This window comes from Mesorhizobium sp. ISC11, assembly GCF_037162595.1.
Classification (GTDB): domain Bacteria; phylum Pseudomonadota; class Alphaproteobacteria; order Rhizobiales; family Rhizobiaceae; genus Mesorhizobium; species Mesorhizobium ciceri.
The window spans coordinates 1,419,860-1,435,805 of sequence record NZ_JAVSPW010000001.1 but is presented as its reverse complement, the minus strand read 5'-3'; the positions used below and the strand labels follow the sequence as shown (position 1 = coordinate 1,435,805).

The following is a 15,946-nucleotide window of genomic DNA, read 5'->3' as shown; positions in this document are numbered from 1 at the left end:
CCAACTAGAACCTGACCGCGAGATTGGCTTTCACGCTCTGGTCTGCGGCGCGACTGCCGAATTGTCCCCCATAGGTGAGGCCGAGCGTGGCATTGTGTGCGATGGCGATGTCGAACCCGACATCGAGTATCAGCCCGTCCTTGGCGATCGGCACGCCCGCGACGGTGAATGATGCGCCGCCGGCGAATGCGAAGCGCGACAGCGGTACGGTCTCGCCGAAGGCATGGCGCCAGCCGAGCGTGCCGCGAACCGTCGCCGCCATCTCGCCGACGGTGAACTCGCCTGAGGCATGTAGGCCGAGCGTGGTGAAGGTCGCATCGGTGATTGCCGAAGCGCTTGTCAGCGTCGCCGCGCCGCCTGTCTCGGTGAAGCCGTCAGTCCGGAGGTTCACATAGGCGAGATTGGCGAAGGGCTCAAAGCCTAAATTTCCAGCATGGATACCATAGCCCAGTTCGCCGAACACCTGCGCCGTTCCGGCGCGATAATCTGCCTTGAGGCTGTCATTGAAACCGGGGAAAGTGACGGAGCGGCTCGTCGCGATGTCGTGCCAAGTATAGGATGTACCGGTGCGCAAGCCGAGCGTGCCGCCCCCAACATCCCAAGTGGTGCCGCCATAGAGGCCGAGATGATAGTTGTCGCTCGAGCCCGACGAGGCGCGGTCTTTCACATCGAGGTTGGTGCGGCTGTATCCCGCCATGATACCCAATCGCCAGGTGTCGAAAATGGCGGCGTCACCGCCAGCCAGGAAACCGCCAGTCGAGCGGTCAACGCGGGCAGCATTGCCGTCGCTGCCAGTATGGCCCCATGAACCAAAGCCCTGACTCCAGAGGGCGAAGCGATCGGTGTCCGACGCCACTGCAGCGGTCGTATTGGGATCGAGCGAGACATAGGCGCCCGCAGCACCGCCATAGGTCTGATCGGCGTAGGCCATGACCGGAGCGGCCGATGCACCGACGATACCGAAAGCGGCCCGGATGCGGTTCGTCGCCGCGTCGCGCAGAAGACGGCTATCTTCGATGAGGGAAGTCTGCGCCGAGGGATACACCTCGCCCGAGAGCTGGTCGAAGGCATCACGTGCCTGCACGTCGGTCGCGAGGTTGAGGATGACGTTGTACAGGGATCCGGATGTCGGCAGGCTCTCGAGCCCCCCAGCGGTTGCGATCTGATTGCGGGTCAAGGCTGCGTCGGTGAAGTTGCGGTATTTCAGGATGTCGAGATAGGCGTTGTTGGTGTCATAGGTATCGACAAGCCTGAGGAAGGCGGTGTTGACAACTCCAGTCAAGGCAGCGAACTGCCCGGTCAGCCCGGCATCGGCGGTCAACACCGTATAGCGGGTGCCCGGCACCGCAATGCCGCCCGCGGCGTTCACGGTCAGCGTCGCGCCAGTGATCGTCGCGGTGCCGGAGGTGCTGAACCTGTCGGCCTGGCCGGCCGTGTTGATATCGATCGCCATGATGCTGCCAGTCGCGAAAGCGGCATTGCCGCCGGTTTGCCGGATCACATCGCCGGCGCCAGCGTCGGCCATTGTCAAGGTGCCTTGATTGGTGAACTGAAACAGATTGGTCCATTGCGTCGTCTCCGCGACGCCGGCGGAGTTTCCACCGACGGCGGTCCCGTCGTTGACCAGCCTGCTGGCGCCACCGCCGAAATCACTGGTTCCACCGGCGCCGTTCCAGTTCCCGTCGTTGGCGAACAGTGTCGCGCCGCCGGCAAACTGCGCTGTACCGACGATCGAACCGGCGTTTGTGAGCGCCATCGTCGCGGCATTGGTCTCGATCGCCGCATCGCTGGACAATCCGGAAAGACTACGGATCGCGCCCGACGAGGCGACGTTGATGGCGCCCGTCCCACCAGTCAAAGTCAGGCCACGCGTCGCGCCCGTCACCGTGCCGGCGACTTGCACATCCACTACGCCGTTGCCCGTCGCGACGATGCCCTCGGCCGACGTTCCGGTCACCGCGCCATTGGCGATCACCGTGATCGCGCCCGTGCCAAGATTGGTTGCCTGGATACCTGTCGTACCCGAGACATTGCCATTCGTCGTCACATTGATCGTGCCAGCGCCCACCGGATTGTCCTGGAGCGCGAAGATCGCCGTAGCCGCAGTTGCGTTCACAGCACCCGTTATCACCGCGACATTGCCGGCCGAGCTTTCAGCGTCGATACCTCGACCAGTCGTCGCGGTGATCGGACCAACCGCCTTCACGGTCACCGAACCTGTACCGACAGTCCCTGCGACAATCCCGCTGCTCGCGTCGATCGCGCCGTTCGCCGTGACATCGACGTTGCCGTTTCCCGAGGAAAGGCCAGCGAAGATACCGGCGCCGCCCGCCTTCACGTCGCCGTTCGCCACGATCGTCACATTGGCCGTCGCCGACAGCGTCTCAACGTCGATGCCGATCCTGCCGGCAGCCAGCGCCGTCACCGCGCCCGTCGTGACGCCGATGTTGCCGCCCGTCGCCGTGTCGCGCACCACGATGCCGCCGCCACTCGTCGAGCTGCTGGCGCCGGATATATCGACCGTGACCGTGCCCGAACCATTGTTCTGAATGTTCACCGCATCGTCGCTGCCGCCGACGAAGCCGCCCGCGCCCGTCACCGAGAGATTACCCGTGCCGCCGCCGCCACCAATCAAGGTCAGGCCGGAACGCGCGCCCATCACCGTGCCGGCGACCTGCACGTCCACCGCGCCACCACCGTTCGCGACGATGCCGTCAAAGGATGTGCCGGTCACCTCACCATTGGCGATCACGCTGATCATGCCCGTGCCGGAGTTACCTGCGAGGATGCCTCCAGTGCCCGAGACATTGCCGTTGGTCGTCACATCGATTGTGCCTGTGCCTGTGCCGGTCCCTATTGCATAGACCGCCTGACCGCCCGTCGAGGTCACCGCACCCGTTGTTATCGAGACATCGCCCCGGCCCTGAGCGAAGACGCCAAGGCCCGACGCCATTGTCGCGGTGACCGGTCCCATCGCCTTCACCGTCGTCGAGCCGTTGCCCAAGTTCTGCGCGATAATGCCGTTGCCTGCGTCGATGGCGCCGTTCGCCGTGATACCGATGTTGCCAGTTCCTGTGGAGGAAACTCGACCCAAGATACCGGTATTGCCCGCCTTCACGTCGCCATTCGCCACGATCGTCACATTGGCCGTCGCCGACAGCGTCTCAACGTCGATGCCGATCCTGCCGGCAGCCAGCGCCGTCACCGCGCCCGTCGTGACGGCGATGTTGCCGCCTGTTGCTGTGTCGCCCACCACGATGCCTGAGCCCGCCGTCGAGTTGCTGGCGCCCGAGATATCGACCGTGACCGTGCCCGAACCATTGTTCTGAATGTTCGCCGCATCGCCGCTGCCGCCGACGAAGCCGCCGGTGCCGGTCACCGAGATGTTGCCCGTGCCGCCGCCACCACCAATCAAGGTTAGGCCGGAACGCGCGCCCATCACCGTGCCGGCGACCTGCACGTCCACCGCGCCACCACCGTTCGCGACGATGCCGTCAAAGGATGTGCCGGTCACCTCACCATTGGCGATCACGCTGATCATGCCCGTGCCGGAGTTACCTGCGAGGATGCCTCCAGTGCCCGAGACATTGCCGTTGGTCGTCACATCGATTGTGCCTGTGCCTGTGCCGGTCCCTATTGCATAGACCGCCTGACCGCCCGTCGAGGTCACCGCACCCGTTGTTATCGAGACATCGCCCCGGCCCTGAGCGAAGACGCCAAGGCCCGACGCCATTGTCGCGGCGACCGGTCCCATCGCCTTCACCGTCGTCGAGCCGTTGCCCAAGTTCTGCGCGATAATGCCGTTGCCTGCGTCGATGGCGCCGTTCGCCGTGATATCGATGTTGCCAGTTCCTGTGGAGGAAACTCGACCCAAGATACCGGTATTGCCCGCCTTCATGTCGCCATTCGCCACGATCGTGAGATTGCCTGCCGTCGAAGACGACTGGACGTCGATACCGAACATGCCAGCAGCCAGCGCCGTCACCGCGCCCGTGGTGACATCGATGGAGCCACTCGCCGCCGTGTTACGCACCACAATGCCTGAGCCGGCAGCCGCCGTGATATCGCCGGTGGCATCGACATCGATCGAGCCCAGGCCATTCTGCTTTATTGCGAAGGCATCGCCACTGCCGTTATTGGTGATCGCGCCGCTGCCTGTGTACGTGATCAGGTTGGAGGCGGCATCGATATTGAGTGCCGCGGTCCCGCCGGCTGTTGGCGTGTTGCCCGCATCGACACTGATCGTGCCGTTGTTGACGACCATGACGGCGCCATTGCCGGTATTCTCGATCGCGAGGCCAAATCCGCTGACCGTCGCCCCGGCATCGATCGCGAGGTGGGCCGTAAACGGTGAAGCAAATGAATAGCTCCGGTCGCTGGGCGGAGAGGTCGGATGGGTCGTATTGGTCGTGGAGGTGGTGCCGCACTGCACATCAGTTCCCAGAGTGACCGTACATGCCGCCTGCGCCTGCGGGGAAAAGAAAACAGCCGAGCCGGCGAAACCGGCCATGCCGATTGCGAAACTCAGTGCTGACCGGCTGGCCTGCGAGAGGAGTTGCGCGCGCAAGGAAACGAGTGGGTAGGCTTTGTCTGCCGAAAAACCGTAGAGTCTCATGATAGGCCTGCCCCATCGTCCAATAAATGCAATCTGCCGTCATCAGAACAGCCCAAGCAAAGCAATGCTTCGAGCAAATCAGTGCTTCAGATTCGCAATAACGGATGATGGGTGGGCGATATATATATCAAATGCCATAGACCGGCCAAAGAGTGGCGCACTGTCGCTGGCTCGCCACAGTCGCAACGCCCTGCACTCGAAGAACCTTAATGTGCTATTGCAGCTTGTTAGGGCAGAAGACGAAATGCATTCAGCAGCGCAATGAGCTGACTCTGCCTCTGCGTATCTGTCTTGCGAAAAATCTTGTCCAGATGAACGCGTGCGGTGCCGTAGGCCATGTTTTCCCTGATCGCTATTTCCTTCAAGGACAATCCGCTTGCGAGCGCGAGCGCGACGGAAGCTTCTTTCCCTGTCAGCCCAAAGGTTTTTCGCAGTTGATCGGCTAAGCTCGTCGACAGGGCCAAACGTGATTCGCGCGCCAGCACCACCGCGCAAGGTCCAGCCGACAGGCCGAACGTCTCGCCGTCGGGCAACAATCCAATCGACAATACCAGTTGGTCGCCGCGCTCCGACCGCAAGATCAAATCGGCAGCCGAAATGGGAAACTCGCTCTCGTCCACCCGGCAGACTCGTGCGACCGCACGTTGCAGTATTTGGGTTTGCGTGGAATCGGAGGTGGCCAGATGGCCACCGTTCGCCGTCAGCAGAGTGATCGGCTGTACCAAAAGTCTTTGCGCGGCGTCATTCATGTCAAGGATGCGCAGGCGCGGATCGACGACAAAGCCGGCGAAGGGCAGGTGGCCGAGCAGCGATTGGAGCACAGGTCGCGCCTCGAAATGTCGGCCCAAACCCGCAGCGCGCTGCAGATGAGGCGTGATCAGGGCGAGCATCGCGCGATCATCGGCGTCGAACGCCGGCTGCCCTCGGCCTCGCTGCACGTCGAAAAACCAGTAGTTCTTTTCCGACGCGCGCAGATTGCAGAACATGCCGTCATACATGTCCTGCGGCATCATCCATTCGTTCCACACGGAGGTGCGTTCAATACGGTGCCGCCCAATCAACTGGGTGTCGCTAAAAACCCGGCCAAGCGGCGCGGCCACACGCGGCGCAAAGAGTTCGTTGGTCGCGAAATGGTCAAGGAAAATCCTGTCCCAATAGGGGTCGCGGCTCGGTGAGACGCAAAAGCTATCCTCGACATTGGCCCAGTCGATGCCCGAGAAACAGGCTCTGGAGCCATGAAACATGGCTTGCAACTGAAGGACCACGTCAAGCCAAATCGATTGATCGTAGGCGGCCTCATATATGCGACCGATCACTACCGACAGGCGCTCGTGAGAGATCGAATATCCCATAAGCCTTGCGAAATATACAACCAGAATGAAGTGTTAGCATACCTCTGATTGCGGTCGATGCAAGGGATAGAACGTCGAATGAGCAGGGGGGTTACCAGTGCTGACGCCCAAGGTCAGGAGAAAACAGACATGATGTTTGACGCTTCGCCCTTACGTCCACGGAGGCGGAAATCGGCGTACTCAGTTCTGTATGCTCTGTATGCCCTTCTCGATCGAATGGCGGAGGAAGTGGGATTCGAACCCACGGTGAGCTTGCACCCACGCCGGTTTTCAAGACCGGTGCCTTAAACCGCTCGGCCATTCCTCCATCGTGGTTTTTCAACCATTTGGGCAGCGCGGGGCCAACTCGTTTGGCCTGTGGCACCGGATTGGCACCGAAGGCGCTCCCGGCTGGTTCACGCCTCATTCCTGTAAAGCGGCATTGAGGGCTGCGTCAACCACCACTGTGTCGGTTCCTGCCGTCCTGGCAGGCTCTGAGTTTGTCGGAATCGAGCACCGGAACTCGCTATCCCATTGGTGCATGATGAAGAAGGAGCCCGCCGACTGGCGATGTACAGGTTTGCGCGCGAACACAAAAAGCCTGACGCTGGAGGGCTTTCGTGCAGGCCCAACCGAGGGCGCGACCTACCGACCAAGCCATCCTCGGAATTGGGCGGAGGGAATCCCTACGGGTCAGCCTCTTGGGACAGCTGCGGTATCCCGCAGAATTTAACTTTCGCCAAGGGAACAGCTACTGGTGAGGAAGGCCGAAGCTGCAAATCGGCTCCGGCCTGTACGGTCCTCAGTCTTTGCAATTTTCGTCCGCCTTTGCCGCCGCGGCCTTATCACCGTGCTGCTGCGCCTCGATGTCCTGCTGCGAGGTTGCAAGGTTTTTGTCGCCGCCGCCTTCAGCGCCCGCCAATGGCATCGTGGTGCCATCCTTGGCGGCTGGCTTGTTCGCGTTGCCCATGGCCTTCGGAGTCTCTAAAGGCGCGTGGGTTCCATCTTTCGAAATACCGGCGGTCTGTCCGGCATCGGTCCCGGTGTTCGAAGCTGACTTGTCCGGACATGCGGCGATCGCAGACCCGGCAGAAAGCGACATCGCGATCGCGACCATCAATGAAGTCATTTTCATCATGCTCGTCCTTCTGTTCGAGTGCCCTGCGGATGAAACTAGCGGCGCATTTCTTTGTTCCGGCGGTCGGTCCGCTGCCCGACAAAGCCCGGTCAACCGGCAGACACGGCGGGCAGGAGCGAAGCCAGGCTTTCTGTGGCAGAGGGCATCACATCTCTCGCGTGGAAGCACGAAAACCGTTACTTTTCAGAGAGCTCTTACGGTGGAGACGCCACAATCTTGCCCGGTTGCGGCCACAATCGGTTAATACCGTGATAAGCAATTCCTGCGCACAAAGGATCGGGGTTTTAAGCGTCGTTGGTATTGTCGGGTGAGTGTTTTGGCTCCTCTGGTGGTTGAACGTGACGCCTTGAGTTGAGACTGAAGGGGACATCAGGAAAATGCAGGCTGTGACGCCACCGCGTCTTCGTCGCGCTGCTACCGTCGCGTTGTTCGCCGTGTCGGCCGCCTTGCTGGCTGCCTGCGCGTCGCAGCCTGAGCCGAAAGCGATGGTCAACAAGAAGACCCGCTCCAAGGAATATTTCGCCGAATCCGAATATGGCGTGAAGGCAAGCCCGCGTGTGATCTCCCGGAACGGGCGCATCCAACGTGGCGGCGGCAGGGATCAGCTTGGCAAACCCTATCAGGTCCGCGGCAAGTGGTATTACCCGAAGGAAGACAAGCGTTACGCCAAGGTCGGCCTCGCCTCCTGGTATGGCGACGCCTTCCATGGCCGGCTTACCGCCAATGGCGAAGTCTATGACATGACCCATCTGACGGCGGCGCACCCGACCATGCCGCTGCCAAGCTATGCCCGCGTCACCAATCTCAAGACCGGCAGTTCGGTCATCGTTCGCGTCAACGATCGCGGCCCATATCACGAAGGCCGCATCATCGACGTATCGGAGCGCGCTGCCCAGATGCTTGACTATGCCAACACCGGCACCGCTCAGGTAAAGGTCGAATATGTCGGCCGCGCGCCGCTCGACGGCGATGACGACCAGTATCTGATGGCCTCCTATCATCCCGGCAACAGGGCGCCAGACCCGTCGGATGGACTGCCGACCGGCGTCATGGTCGCCATGAACGGGCCGTCGCCAAGCCTGCCTGCCGGCACTGCTGCCGTGCCGTTTCCGGGCCAGTTGACCGATTCCGGTTCTGTCCAGCCGATCATGTCGACGCAGTCGTCGGCCTATGGCGATCTGGCGCTTCCGGATTTCGGCCCGATCGTGCCGGAGCGTCCGCAGATCAATCTGCCGCCGCAATCGCCGTTTGCCGTGGCCTCGCTGTCCTATGCCGACGAGCGGGTCGAACGCGCCTCAAATGCCTTCGCCGCGATGGGTGGCGACGGCATGTCGCCGGCCGATGTGCTCCAATCATGGAAACGGCAGCCGCCAACGGCCGGTCCGTCCACTGACTACGTCGCGGCTGGTTCGTTCGAGGATGCAGCGGAGGCCAAGCGTGTTGCCGCTCAGCTTGCCGCATACGGAAAGATCGAGATCCAGCGTTCGGAACTCGATGGCGAGGATTGGTATTCGGTCAATCTCTATCCCGATGGCCACCGCAATCTCGATGATTTGCTGCAGGCTGCCTGGTCGCATGGCGCGCCCGATGCACTGGCTGTGCGCAACTGAGCGCAAGCCTGGTGGGATTTCCGCTGCGCGGTTGATCCGCCGCGCAAAAAGCCTGATACTTTTCGCGGGCTTGCCGGCGGTGCCGGCCAACGGGTCGAACATCATGCAATTTCGCTTGCTCCCGCCTCTCGCCGGGCTTCTGGTTTTTGGCTTGCTGCTGTTTTTCCAGGCTCCGGCCGGTGCACAGCTGTTCGAGACCAAGGCCGCGCAGGCCTTCATGATCGATGCCGAGACCGGGACGGTGCTGTTTTCCAAGGAGGCCGACAAGCCGATACCGCCGGCCTCGATGGCCAAGCTGATGACCATGGAAGTGGTTTTCAACGCCATCAAATCCGGCCGCCTAAAGCTCGACGATACGTTCGTGGTCAGCGAGAACGCCTGGCGCAAGGGTGGCGCGCCTTCGGGAACATCGACGATGTTCGCCAAGCTCAAGTCGTCGATCCGGCTCGAAGACCTGATTCAGGGCGTGACCGTGCAGGCGGCCAATGACGGCTGCATCGTCATCGCCGAAGGCATGTCGGGATCCGAAGACAATTTTGCCGCGCAGATGACCGAACGCGCCCGCCAGATCGGCCTCAAGACGTCGACTTTCGTCAATTCGACCGGCCTGCCGGCGGATGGCCAGCAGACGACCGTGCGCGAGCTGGCGCAGCTCGCCCTGCACCTGTGGCGCGATTATCCGGATTTCTATCGCTATTATGCCCAAAAGGATTTCACCTGGAACAAGATCTCACAGAGGAACCGCAATCCGCTGCTGGCGATGGACATCGGCGCCGACGGCCTGGCAGTCGGGGCGAGCGAGGCAGCCGGTTTCGGCATCGTCGGTTCGCTCAGCCACAATGGCACCCGCGTGATCGCGGCGATGAGCGGGCTGGCCTCGGACAAGGAGCGCGCCGAGGAAGCGCGAAAGCTGCTCGACTGGGGTGTCCGCTCCTTCGAGAAGACTGAAATTTTCGCCAGGGACGAGGTGGTTGGAGAAGCCCAGGTTTTCGGCGGCGCCAAATCCGGGGTGACGCTGAAGGCAAAGGGACCGATCGACATCTTCCTGCCGATCACCAACCGCGACAAGCTGACGGCCAGGATCGTCTATGACGGCCCGGTTGCAGCACCGGTGGAGGAGGGGCAGCCGGTGGGTGCGCTGCGCGTCTGGATCGGCGATACGCTGAGCCAGGAGACGCCGCTTTTCGCTGCCGAATCGATCGGCGTCGGCACGCTGCCGCAGCGCGCGCTCGATGCCGTCAAGGAACTGGCGATCGGCTGGCTGCGCTAACGCATGTCGCTCAAAACCAGCCATGGTTTTGGGGAACGGCATGCATAAGGGCAAAAAATTGACGGCATGGACGTTTGACCCAACGCGGACTATCTAGAGCGCTACAATCCCATTCAGCCATGGACAAGAAGGCCTCTCGGTTGGCACGCGGTTTTTTCATCACCTTCGAAGGCGGCGAGGGGGCAGGCAAGTCGACGCAGATCGAGCGGCTGGCCAGGAAGATGCGCGCCAAGAAATACGATGTCCTGCTTACCCGTGAACCGGGCGGCTCGCCGGGCGCCGAAGCCGTCAGGCATGTGCTGCTTTCAGGCGCGGCCGAACCGTTCGGACCGAAGATGGAAGCGCTGCTTTTCGCCGCCGCGCGGTCCGATCATGTCGAGCAGGTGATCCGGCCGGCGGTCGAGCGTGGCTCCATCGTGCTTTGCGACCGCTTCCTCGATTCCTCACGCGTCTATCAGGGCGTCACCGGCGGCATCGATCCGGCGTTCATGGATGCGCTGGAACAGGTCGCCATCAACGGCATGATGCCGGACATGACGCTGATCTTCGACATCGACCCAGCGGAAGGCCTGAGGCGCGCAACGCTGCGGCGCGGCGCCGAGGCAGTCGCCGACCGTTTCGAAAAGGAGACGCTGGCGATCCACCAGGCCCGCCGCGAGGCGTTTCTGGCGATCGCCAAGGCCGAGCCGGAGCGCTGCATCGTCGTCGACGCAGCCGCCGAGCCCGACGCGGTTGAGAACGTCGTCACCGCGGCAGTGTTCGCGGCACTGGCGGCGAGAACGCCGGCACGCGACAGGCAGGCGACGCCGGCATGATCTTCGAGCGCATCGCACCCGAGCAGCATGACACGCTCGACGGCGTGCCGGAGCCCTCCGAAACGCCCCTTCTGGTCGGGCACGGCCAGGCTGCAGGCGTGCTCACCGCCGCCTATCGCGCCGGCAAGCTGCCGCATGCGCTGATCTTTTCCGGGCCAGTCGGCATCGGCAAGGCGACGCTCGCCTTCCACCTTGCGCATCATCTGCTGAAGCACCCGGATTTCGCGCAGGCGCCGGAAAGCCTTGCCGCTCCCGATCCGGCGTCGTCGCTGTTTCGCCAGATCGCCACCGGGGCGCATCCTTCCGTGCTGCACCTGACCCGGCCGCTGAACGACAAGACCAAGAGTTTCAAGACGGTCGTCACCGTCGATGAGATCCGCAAGGTCAGCCGCTTCCTGTCGCTGACCTCGCATGACGGCAGCTACCGGGTCGTCATCGTCGACCCCGCCGACGACATGAACGCCAATGCCGCCAATGCCTTGCTGAAAAATCTTGAAGAGCCGCCGGCACGGACGCTGTTCATCCTGATTGTCCACGCGCCGGGCAGCCTGCTGCCGACGATCCGGTCGCGCTGTCAGGTGGTGCGATTGACCCCGCTCGACGCCGACGACCTGATGACGGTGCTGGAAACGACCGAGCCGGCGCCGCCTGAGGATCCGGCGGCGCGCGCGGCACTGGCCGAGCGGGCAGGGGGCAGCGCCCGCAACGCGATCCTCTTGACGCAGTATGGCGGGCTGGAGATCGCTTCGACGCTCGACGCTCTGGTCACCGGGAGAAAGAGCGATGTCGGCGGCGCGTTCCGCCTCGCCGAAGCCGTGGCCGGCCGCGATCAGGCGATCCAGTTCGATATCTTCAACCGCCGGGCGCTAGACCTGTTGTCGGACGCGGCAAGTCAGGCAGCACTGGCTGGCGATCTCGCACGAGCCAAAACGCTGTCGGACACTTGGCATGAGGCGCTGGACGCTATATCTGAGACCGATACTTACAATCTCGATAAGAAGCAGCACGCCTTGATCATGATCGACCGCCTGAATTCTGCAATGCGAATGTGACTGGGTTTCCTGGATCGGGATGGCAAATGCTGCCTCGATACGATATCCACCGCCACGCCTTTCCATTCAGACATTCATGACGGTTCATTCATGTCACGCGACAAATTCTACATCACCACCCCGATCTTTTATCCGAACGGCAAGCCGCATATCGGCCACGCCTATACGGTCATTGCAACCGACGCCCTGGCACGCTTCCAGCGCCTGGACGGCAAGGACGTCTTCTTCCTGACCGGCACCGACGAGCATGGCCTGAAGATGCAGCAAACGGCCGAGAAGGAAGGCATAACGCCACTGGCGCTGGCCGACCGCAATTCGGCGATTTTCCGCGCAATGACCGAGGCGATGGGCGGCTCGAATGACCAATACATTCGCACGACCGAACCGCGCCACTACGAATCCTGTCAGGCGATCTGGAAAGCGATGGCCGCCAATGGCGACATCTATCTCGACCGCTATAGCGGCTGGTATTCGGTGCGCCAGGAAGCCTATTTCGACGAGAGCGAGACGACGCTCGGCGACGACGGCGTGCGCCGCGAACCGCTTGGGTCGCCGGTCGAATGGAACGAGGAAGAAAGCTATTTCTTCCGGCTTTCCGCCTATCAGGACAAATTGCTGGCGCTTTATGAGAGCCAGCCCGACTTTGTCGGTCCGACCGAGCGCCGCAACGAGGTGCTCAGCTTCGTCAAGTCGGGGCTGAAGGATCTGTCGATCTCGCGCACGACCTTCAAATGGGGCGTGCCGGTGCCAGGCGACGACAGGCATGTGATGTATGTCTGGGTCGACGCCTTGACCAACTACATCACCGCCGCCGGCTATCCCGACACAAAGGCCGAGCAATGGCACTATTGGCCGGCCACGCACATCATCGGCAAGGACATTGTCCGCTTCCATGCGGTCTATTGGCCGGCATTTCTGATGTCGGCGGGCATCGAGTTGCCAAAGCGCGTCTTCGCGCATGGCTTCCTGTTCAACCGCGGCGAGAAGATGTCGAAATCTGTTGGCAACGTCGTCGATCCATTCGCGATGGTCGAGCACTACGGTCTCGACCAGGTGCGCTACTTCTTCCTGCGCGAGGTGCCGTTCGGTAACGATGGCAGCTACAGCCATGACGCGATCGTCAACCGCACCAATGCCGATCTTGCCAACGGCCTCGGCAACCTGGCGCAGCGCTCGCTGTCGATGATCGCCAAGAACTGCGGCGGCGTGGTGCCGCAGCGCGGCGAGCTGACGGATGCAGACAGAGCGATCCTGGATCAGGCCGCCGCCGCGCTCGACACCGCGCGCAAGGCGGTCGCCGAGCAGGGCATCCATCTGGCGCTGGCAGCGATCTTCGGCGTGGTGGCGGAAGCCGATCGCTACTTCGCCGGCGAGGCACCATGGGCGCTGAAGAAGACCAACCCGGCGCGCATGGAAACGGTGCTGTGGACGACCGCCGAAGTCGTGCGCCGCGTGGCGGTGCTGTGTCAGCCCTTCACTCCGGGCTCGGCCGCGAAACTGCTCGACCTGCTGGCGGTGCCGGCGGAGAGCCGCGATTTCGCGCATGTCCACGCGGACCATGCGCTGGTGCCGGGTACTGCGTTGCCCGTACCGGAAGGCGTGTTTCCGCGTTATGTCGAACAGCCGGACGCGAACATCTGATGCTCGTCGACAGCCACTGCCATCTGGATTTTCCAGATTTCGCCGAGGAGCGGGCGGCCATCGTCGCCCGCGCTTCAGCCGCCGGAATTGGCCGTATGGTGACGATCTCGACACGCGTGAAGCGTTTTCCGCAAGTACTTGAGATCGCTGAAACTTTCGACGAAGTCTATTGCTCTGTCGGCACTCATCCGCACAATGCGGCCGAAGAACTGGATATCACGGTCGAGGAGCTTGTGCGGCTATCCGCGCACCCGAAAGTAGTGGCCATCGGCGAGGCCGGTCTCGACTATTTTTACGACAAGGCGCCACGCGATGCACAGGCGCAAGGCTTTCGCAATCACATCGCCGCCGCCCGTGAAACGGGGCTGCCGCTGGTCATCCATTCGCGCGATGCCGATGCCGACATGGCTGATATTCTCGAGGACGAAACAGGGAAGGGCGCCTTCCCCTTCATCCTGCATTGCTTTTCTTCCGGGCGCCGGCTTGCCGAGGTGGGCGTCGCTCTCGGTGGCTACGTGTCGTTCTCGGGCATCCTGACCTTCAAGAATTCAGCTGAGTTGCGTGCCATTGCCGCCGATGTCCCGCATGCCCGATTGCTGGTCGAAACCGATGCGCCCTATCTGGCGCCCGTGCCGTTTAGGGGCAAACGCAACGAGCCCGCCTATGTCGCCCATACCGCCAAGGTGCTGGCCGAAACGATCGGGGTAAGCGAAGCTGAAATCGCCGATCTGACCACGGATAATTTCTTCCGGCTGTTCGGCAAGATGCCGCGGCCTGCAGAGCAAAGTGCCTGAACGATGACTGACCGGCTGCGCCTCACCATTCTCGGCTGCGGCTCGTCCCCAGGTACGCCGCGCATCACCGGCGATTGGGGCAATTGCGACCCCGACAACCCCAGGAACCGGCGCACCCGTGCCGCCGCGCTCGTCGAGCGGATCGCGGCGAACGGCAGCCGAACGACTGTCGTCATCGACACGGGGCCGGATTTTCGGCAGCAGATGCTGCTGGCCGGCGTTAAACGTGTCGATGCGGTCGTCTATACCCACCCGCATGCCGACCATATCCATGGCATCGACGATCTGCGCGGTTTCGTCCTCGATCAGCGCCAGCTCATCGACGTCCATGCCGACAAGGCGACGATGCTTCGGCTGCGGGAAGCGTTCGGATACTGTTTCGAGACGCCGCAAGGCAGCTCCTATCCGCCGATCGTCAGGCCGCATCTCATCGACCACACCAGGCCGGTGGTCGTTGAAGGAGAGGGGGGTACCCTCACCCTCGAGCCGCTGCCGCAGATCCACGGCGACATCGTATCGCTCGGTTTCCGCATTGGCGGTCTCGCCTATTGCCCCGACATCAGCGACTTTCCGGAACCCACCGCCGAACGGCTGGGCGACCTCGACGTGCTGATCATCGACGCGCTGCAGTACCGGACGCATCCAAGTCATCTGTCACTTGGCGAAGCGCTTGAATGGATCCAGCGGCTGGCGCCGATACATGCGGTGCTGACACATATGCACGTGCCGCTCGACTACGTCTCGGTGATGGCCGAGACACCAGCCAATGTCGAACCCGCCTATGACGGCATGGTTATAGAAATCCCTTATGAATCAGTACGATGCGAATAGAGCTTCATGAGGGCTTTCGGCTCCTTGGTGCAAATATCAGCAGCGTTCCGATCCGCTCGTAGCCCATCCGAGGATAAAGCAGCGCCCCGGCATGGGTTGCTGCCAGCACCGAGTACCTTGACCCGCGCGCGCGATCGTCGTGCAACATTTTCGATATCAAAGCCTGACCAATGCCGCGACGCCGGTGCGACGGCTCGACATACATGCTCGAACACCAGGTGGCTCCCACGGCATCCAGGCTGCGAACGCGCCCAACGATGTCGGCGCCGTCGATTGCCACATACTGGCGGAACGGCGCGGTGTCGCCGAGCAAATCGTCTGGGATCGGCTGCCTGCGGATGATCTTTCCCAACTGTGCCGCCCGTTCGGCCGTCTGCACGCGTTCGACCGAAGCAATCGATGGCGGGTTCGGAATCCGGTGCAATCGGTGGACGAAAAAGCCTTCGGTCCGCAGCAGCCGGTAGCCGAGAGCTTTGTAGGCGGTTCGTGTCGGCCCGTCCGGATCGTCGTTCGCGATCACAACGGAAATGGCAAAGCCCGGCCGTGCATGCTGCCGCACGACGGCATCGGTCTCTTGAGCGGCGACGTCATGGACGACCCATTCTTCGCCGCGGTAATCGCGAGGATTCTTGCGTTCGGCATCGCGCATCAACCACAATGGTCCAACCCGGCTGGCCTCGTAAGGAAAGGTGCGGCTCCTATCAGCGCTGAAGCCATGCACGAACACTTCGATTGCCGCTTCGATCTCGCTGTTTGCCATCTTCATTTCGACAGCCTAGCGTTGGCGATCCGCTCAAGGCAATACGCCACAATCGGCTCAAGCCTATGAGAATCAGCGGCAATTTACAG

11 protein-coding genes and 1 tRNA gene are annotated in these 15,946 nt (G+C 62.2%); 7 read left to right on the top strand and 5 right to left on the bottom strand.

Annotation, left to right across the window (positions count from 1 at the left end):
• Positions 1-4 precede the first annotated feature (4 nt).
• From RPF88_RS07280 to RPF88_RS07265, 4 genes are all read right to left on the bottom strand, one after another.
• Entirely contained in the window at positions 5-4,615 is a 4,611-nt protein-coding gene (locus RPF88_RS07280; RefSeq protein WP_337122067.1) for an autotransporter domain-containing protein, read from the bottom strand.
• A gap of 227 nt (positions 4,616-4,842) precedes the next feature.
• The gene (locus RPF88_RS07275; protein ID WP_337122066.1) at positions 4,843-5,967 is read right to left on the bottom strand and encodes a helix-turn-helix transcriptional regulator; all 1,125 of its coding nucleotides are present in this window, start codon (positions 5,965-5,967) and stop codon (positions 4,843-4,845) included.
• Between the two features lie 217 nt (positions 5,968-6,184).
• A tRNA-Ser gene (locus RPF88_RS07270) sits at positions 6,185-6,274 on the bottom strand.
• A 474-nt stretch (positions 6,275-6,748) separates the two neighbouring features.
• The gene (locus RPF88_RS07265; protein ID WP_013531580.1) at positions 6,749-7,084 is read right to left on the bottom strand and encodes a hypothetical protein; all 336 of its coding nucleotides are present in this window, start codon (positions 7,082-7,084) and stop codon (positions 6,749-6,751) included.
• Between the two features lie 377 nt (positions 7,085-7,461).
• On the opposite strand from RPF88_RS07265, the gene RPF88_RS07260 reads away from it, so the two are divergent.
• The 7 genes from RPF88_RS07260 to RPF88_RS07230 all read left to right on the top strand — a co-directional run bounded on the left by RPF88_RS07260 (position 7,462) and on the right by RPF88_RS07230 (position 15,097).
• Positions 7,462-8,694 carry a septal ring lytic transglycosylase RlpA family protein gene (locus RPF88_RS07260; protein ID WP_337122065.1) on the top strand — a complete coding sequence of 411 codons (1,233 nt, stop codon included), beginning with the start codon at positions 7,462-7,464 and terminating at the stop codon, positions 8,692-8,694.
• A gap of 103 nt (positions 8,695-8,797) precedes the next feature.
• Entirely contained in the window at positions 8,798-9,964 is a 1,167-nt protein-coding gene (locus RPF88_RS07255; RefSeq protein ID WP_063173681.1) for a D-alanyl-D-alanine carboxypeptidase family protein, read from the top strand.
• A 140-nt stretch (positions 9,965-10,104) separates the two neighbouring features.
• On the top strand, positions 10,105-10,779 hold the full coding sequence (gene tmk, locus RPF88_RS07250; protein WP_027161641.1) for a dTMP kinase: 675 nt from the start codon (positions 10,105-10,107) through the stop codon (positions 10,777-10,779).
• Complete coding sequence (locus RPF88_RS07245) at positions 10,776-11,831, top strand: DNA polymerase III subunit delta' (RefSeq protein ID WP_337122064.1); 1,056 nt, start codon at positions 10,776-10,778, stop codon at positions 11,829-11,831. Before tmk ends, RPF88_RS07245 begins: the two co-directional genes overlap by 4 nt.
• A gap of 90 nt (positions 11,832-11,921) precedes the next feature.
• Positions 11,922-13,472: a methionine--tRNA ligase gene (gene metG / locus RPF88_RS07240; protein ID WP_337122063.1), complete on the top strand. Its 1,551-nt coding sequence runs from the start codon at positions 11,922-11,924 to the stop codon at positions 13,470-13,472.
• On the top strand, positions 13,472-14,266 hold the full coding sequence (locus RPF88_RS07235; protein WP_013531574.1) for a TatD family hydrolase: 795 nt from the start codon (positions 13,472-13,474) through the stop codon (positions 14,264-14,266). The genes metG and RPF88_RS07235 overlap by 1 nt, the downstream gene beginning before the upstream one ends.
• 3 nt (positions 14,267-14,269) lie before the next feature.
• A complete protein-coding gene (locus RPF88_RS07230) occupies positions 14,270-15,097 on the top strand; it encodes an MBL fold metallo-hydrolase (RefSeq protein ID WP_337122062.1) in 828 nt (275 codons plus the stop codon).
• A gap of 4 nt (positions 15,098-15,101) precedes the next feature.
• Here RPF88_RS07230 and RPF88_RS07225 read toward each other — a convergent pair whose 3' ends face one another.
• Positions 15,102-15,746 carry a GNAT family N-acetyltransferase gene (locus RPF88_RS07225; protein WP_245267558.1) on the bottom strand — a complete coding sequence of 215 codons (645 nt, stop codon included), beginning with the start codon at positions 15,744-15,746 and terminating at the stop codon, positions 15,102-15,104.
• Positions 15,747-15,946 lie beyond the last annotated feature (200 nt).

Coding starts and splice junctions, on each gene's coding strand:
- RPF88_RS07280 (WP_337122067.1), bottom strand. CDS start 4,615: ATGAGACTCTACGGTTTTTCGGCAGACAAAGCCTACCCACTCGTTTCC.
- RPF88_RS07275 (WP_337122066.1), bottom strand. CDS start 5,967: ATGGGATATTCGATCTCTCACGAGCGCCTGTCGGTAGTGATCGGTCGC.
- RPF88_RS07265 (WP_013531580.1), bottom strand. CDS start 7,084: ATGATGAAAATGACTTCATTGATGGTCGCGATCGCGATGTCGCTTTCT.
- RPF88_RS07260 (WP_337122065.1), top strand. CDS start 7,462: ATGCAGGCTGTGACGCCACCGCGTCTTCGTCGCGCTGCTACCGTCGCG.
- RPF88_RS07255 (WP_063173681.1), top strand. CDS start 8,798: ATGCAATTTCGCTTGCTCCCGCCTCTCGCCGGGCTTCTGGTTTTTGGC.
- RPF88_RS07245 (WP_337122064.1), top strand. CDS start 10,776: ATGATCTTCGAGCGCATCGCACCCGAGCAGCATGACACGCTCGACGGC.
- metG (WP_337122063.1), top strand. CDS start 11,922: ATGTCACGCGACAAATTCTACATCACCACCCCGATCTTTTATCCGAAC.
- RPF88_RS07235 (WP_013531574.1), top strand. CDS start 13,472: ATGCTCGTCGACAGCCACTGCCATCTGGATTTTCCAGATTTCGCCGAG.
- RPF88_RS07230 (WP_337122062.1), top strand. CDS start 14,270: ATGACTGACCGGCTGCGCCTCACCATTCTCGGCTGCGGCTCGTCCCCA.
- RPF88_RS07225 (WP_245267558.1), bottom strand. CDS start 15,746: ATGCGCGATGCCGAACGCAAGAATCCTCGCGATTACCGCGGCGAAGAA.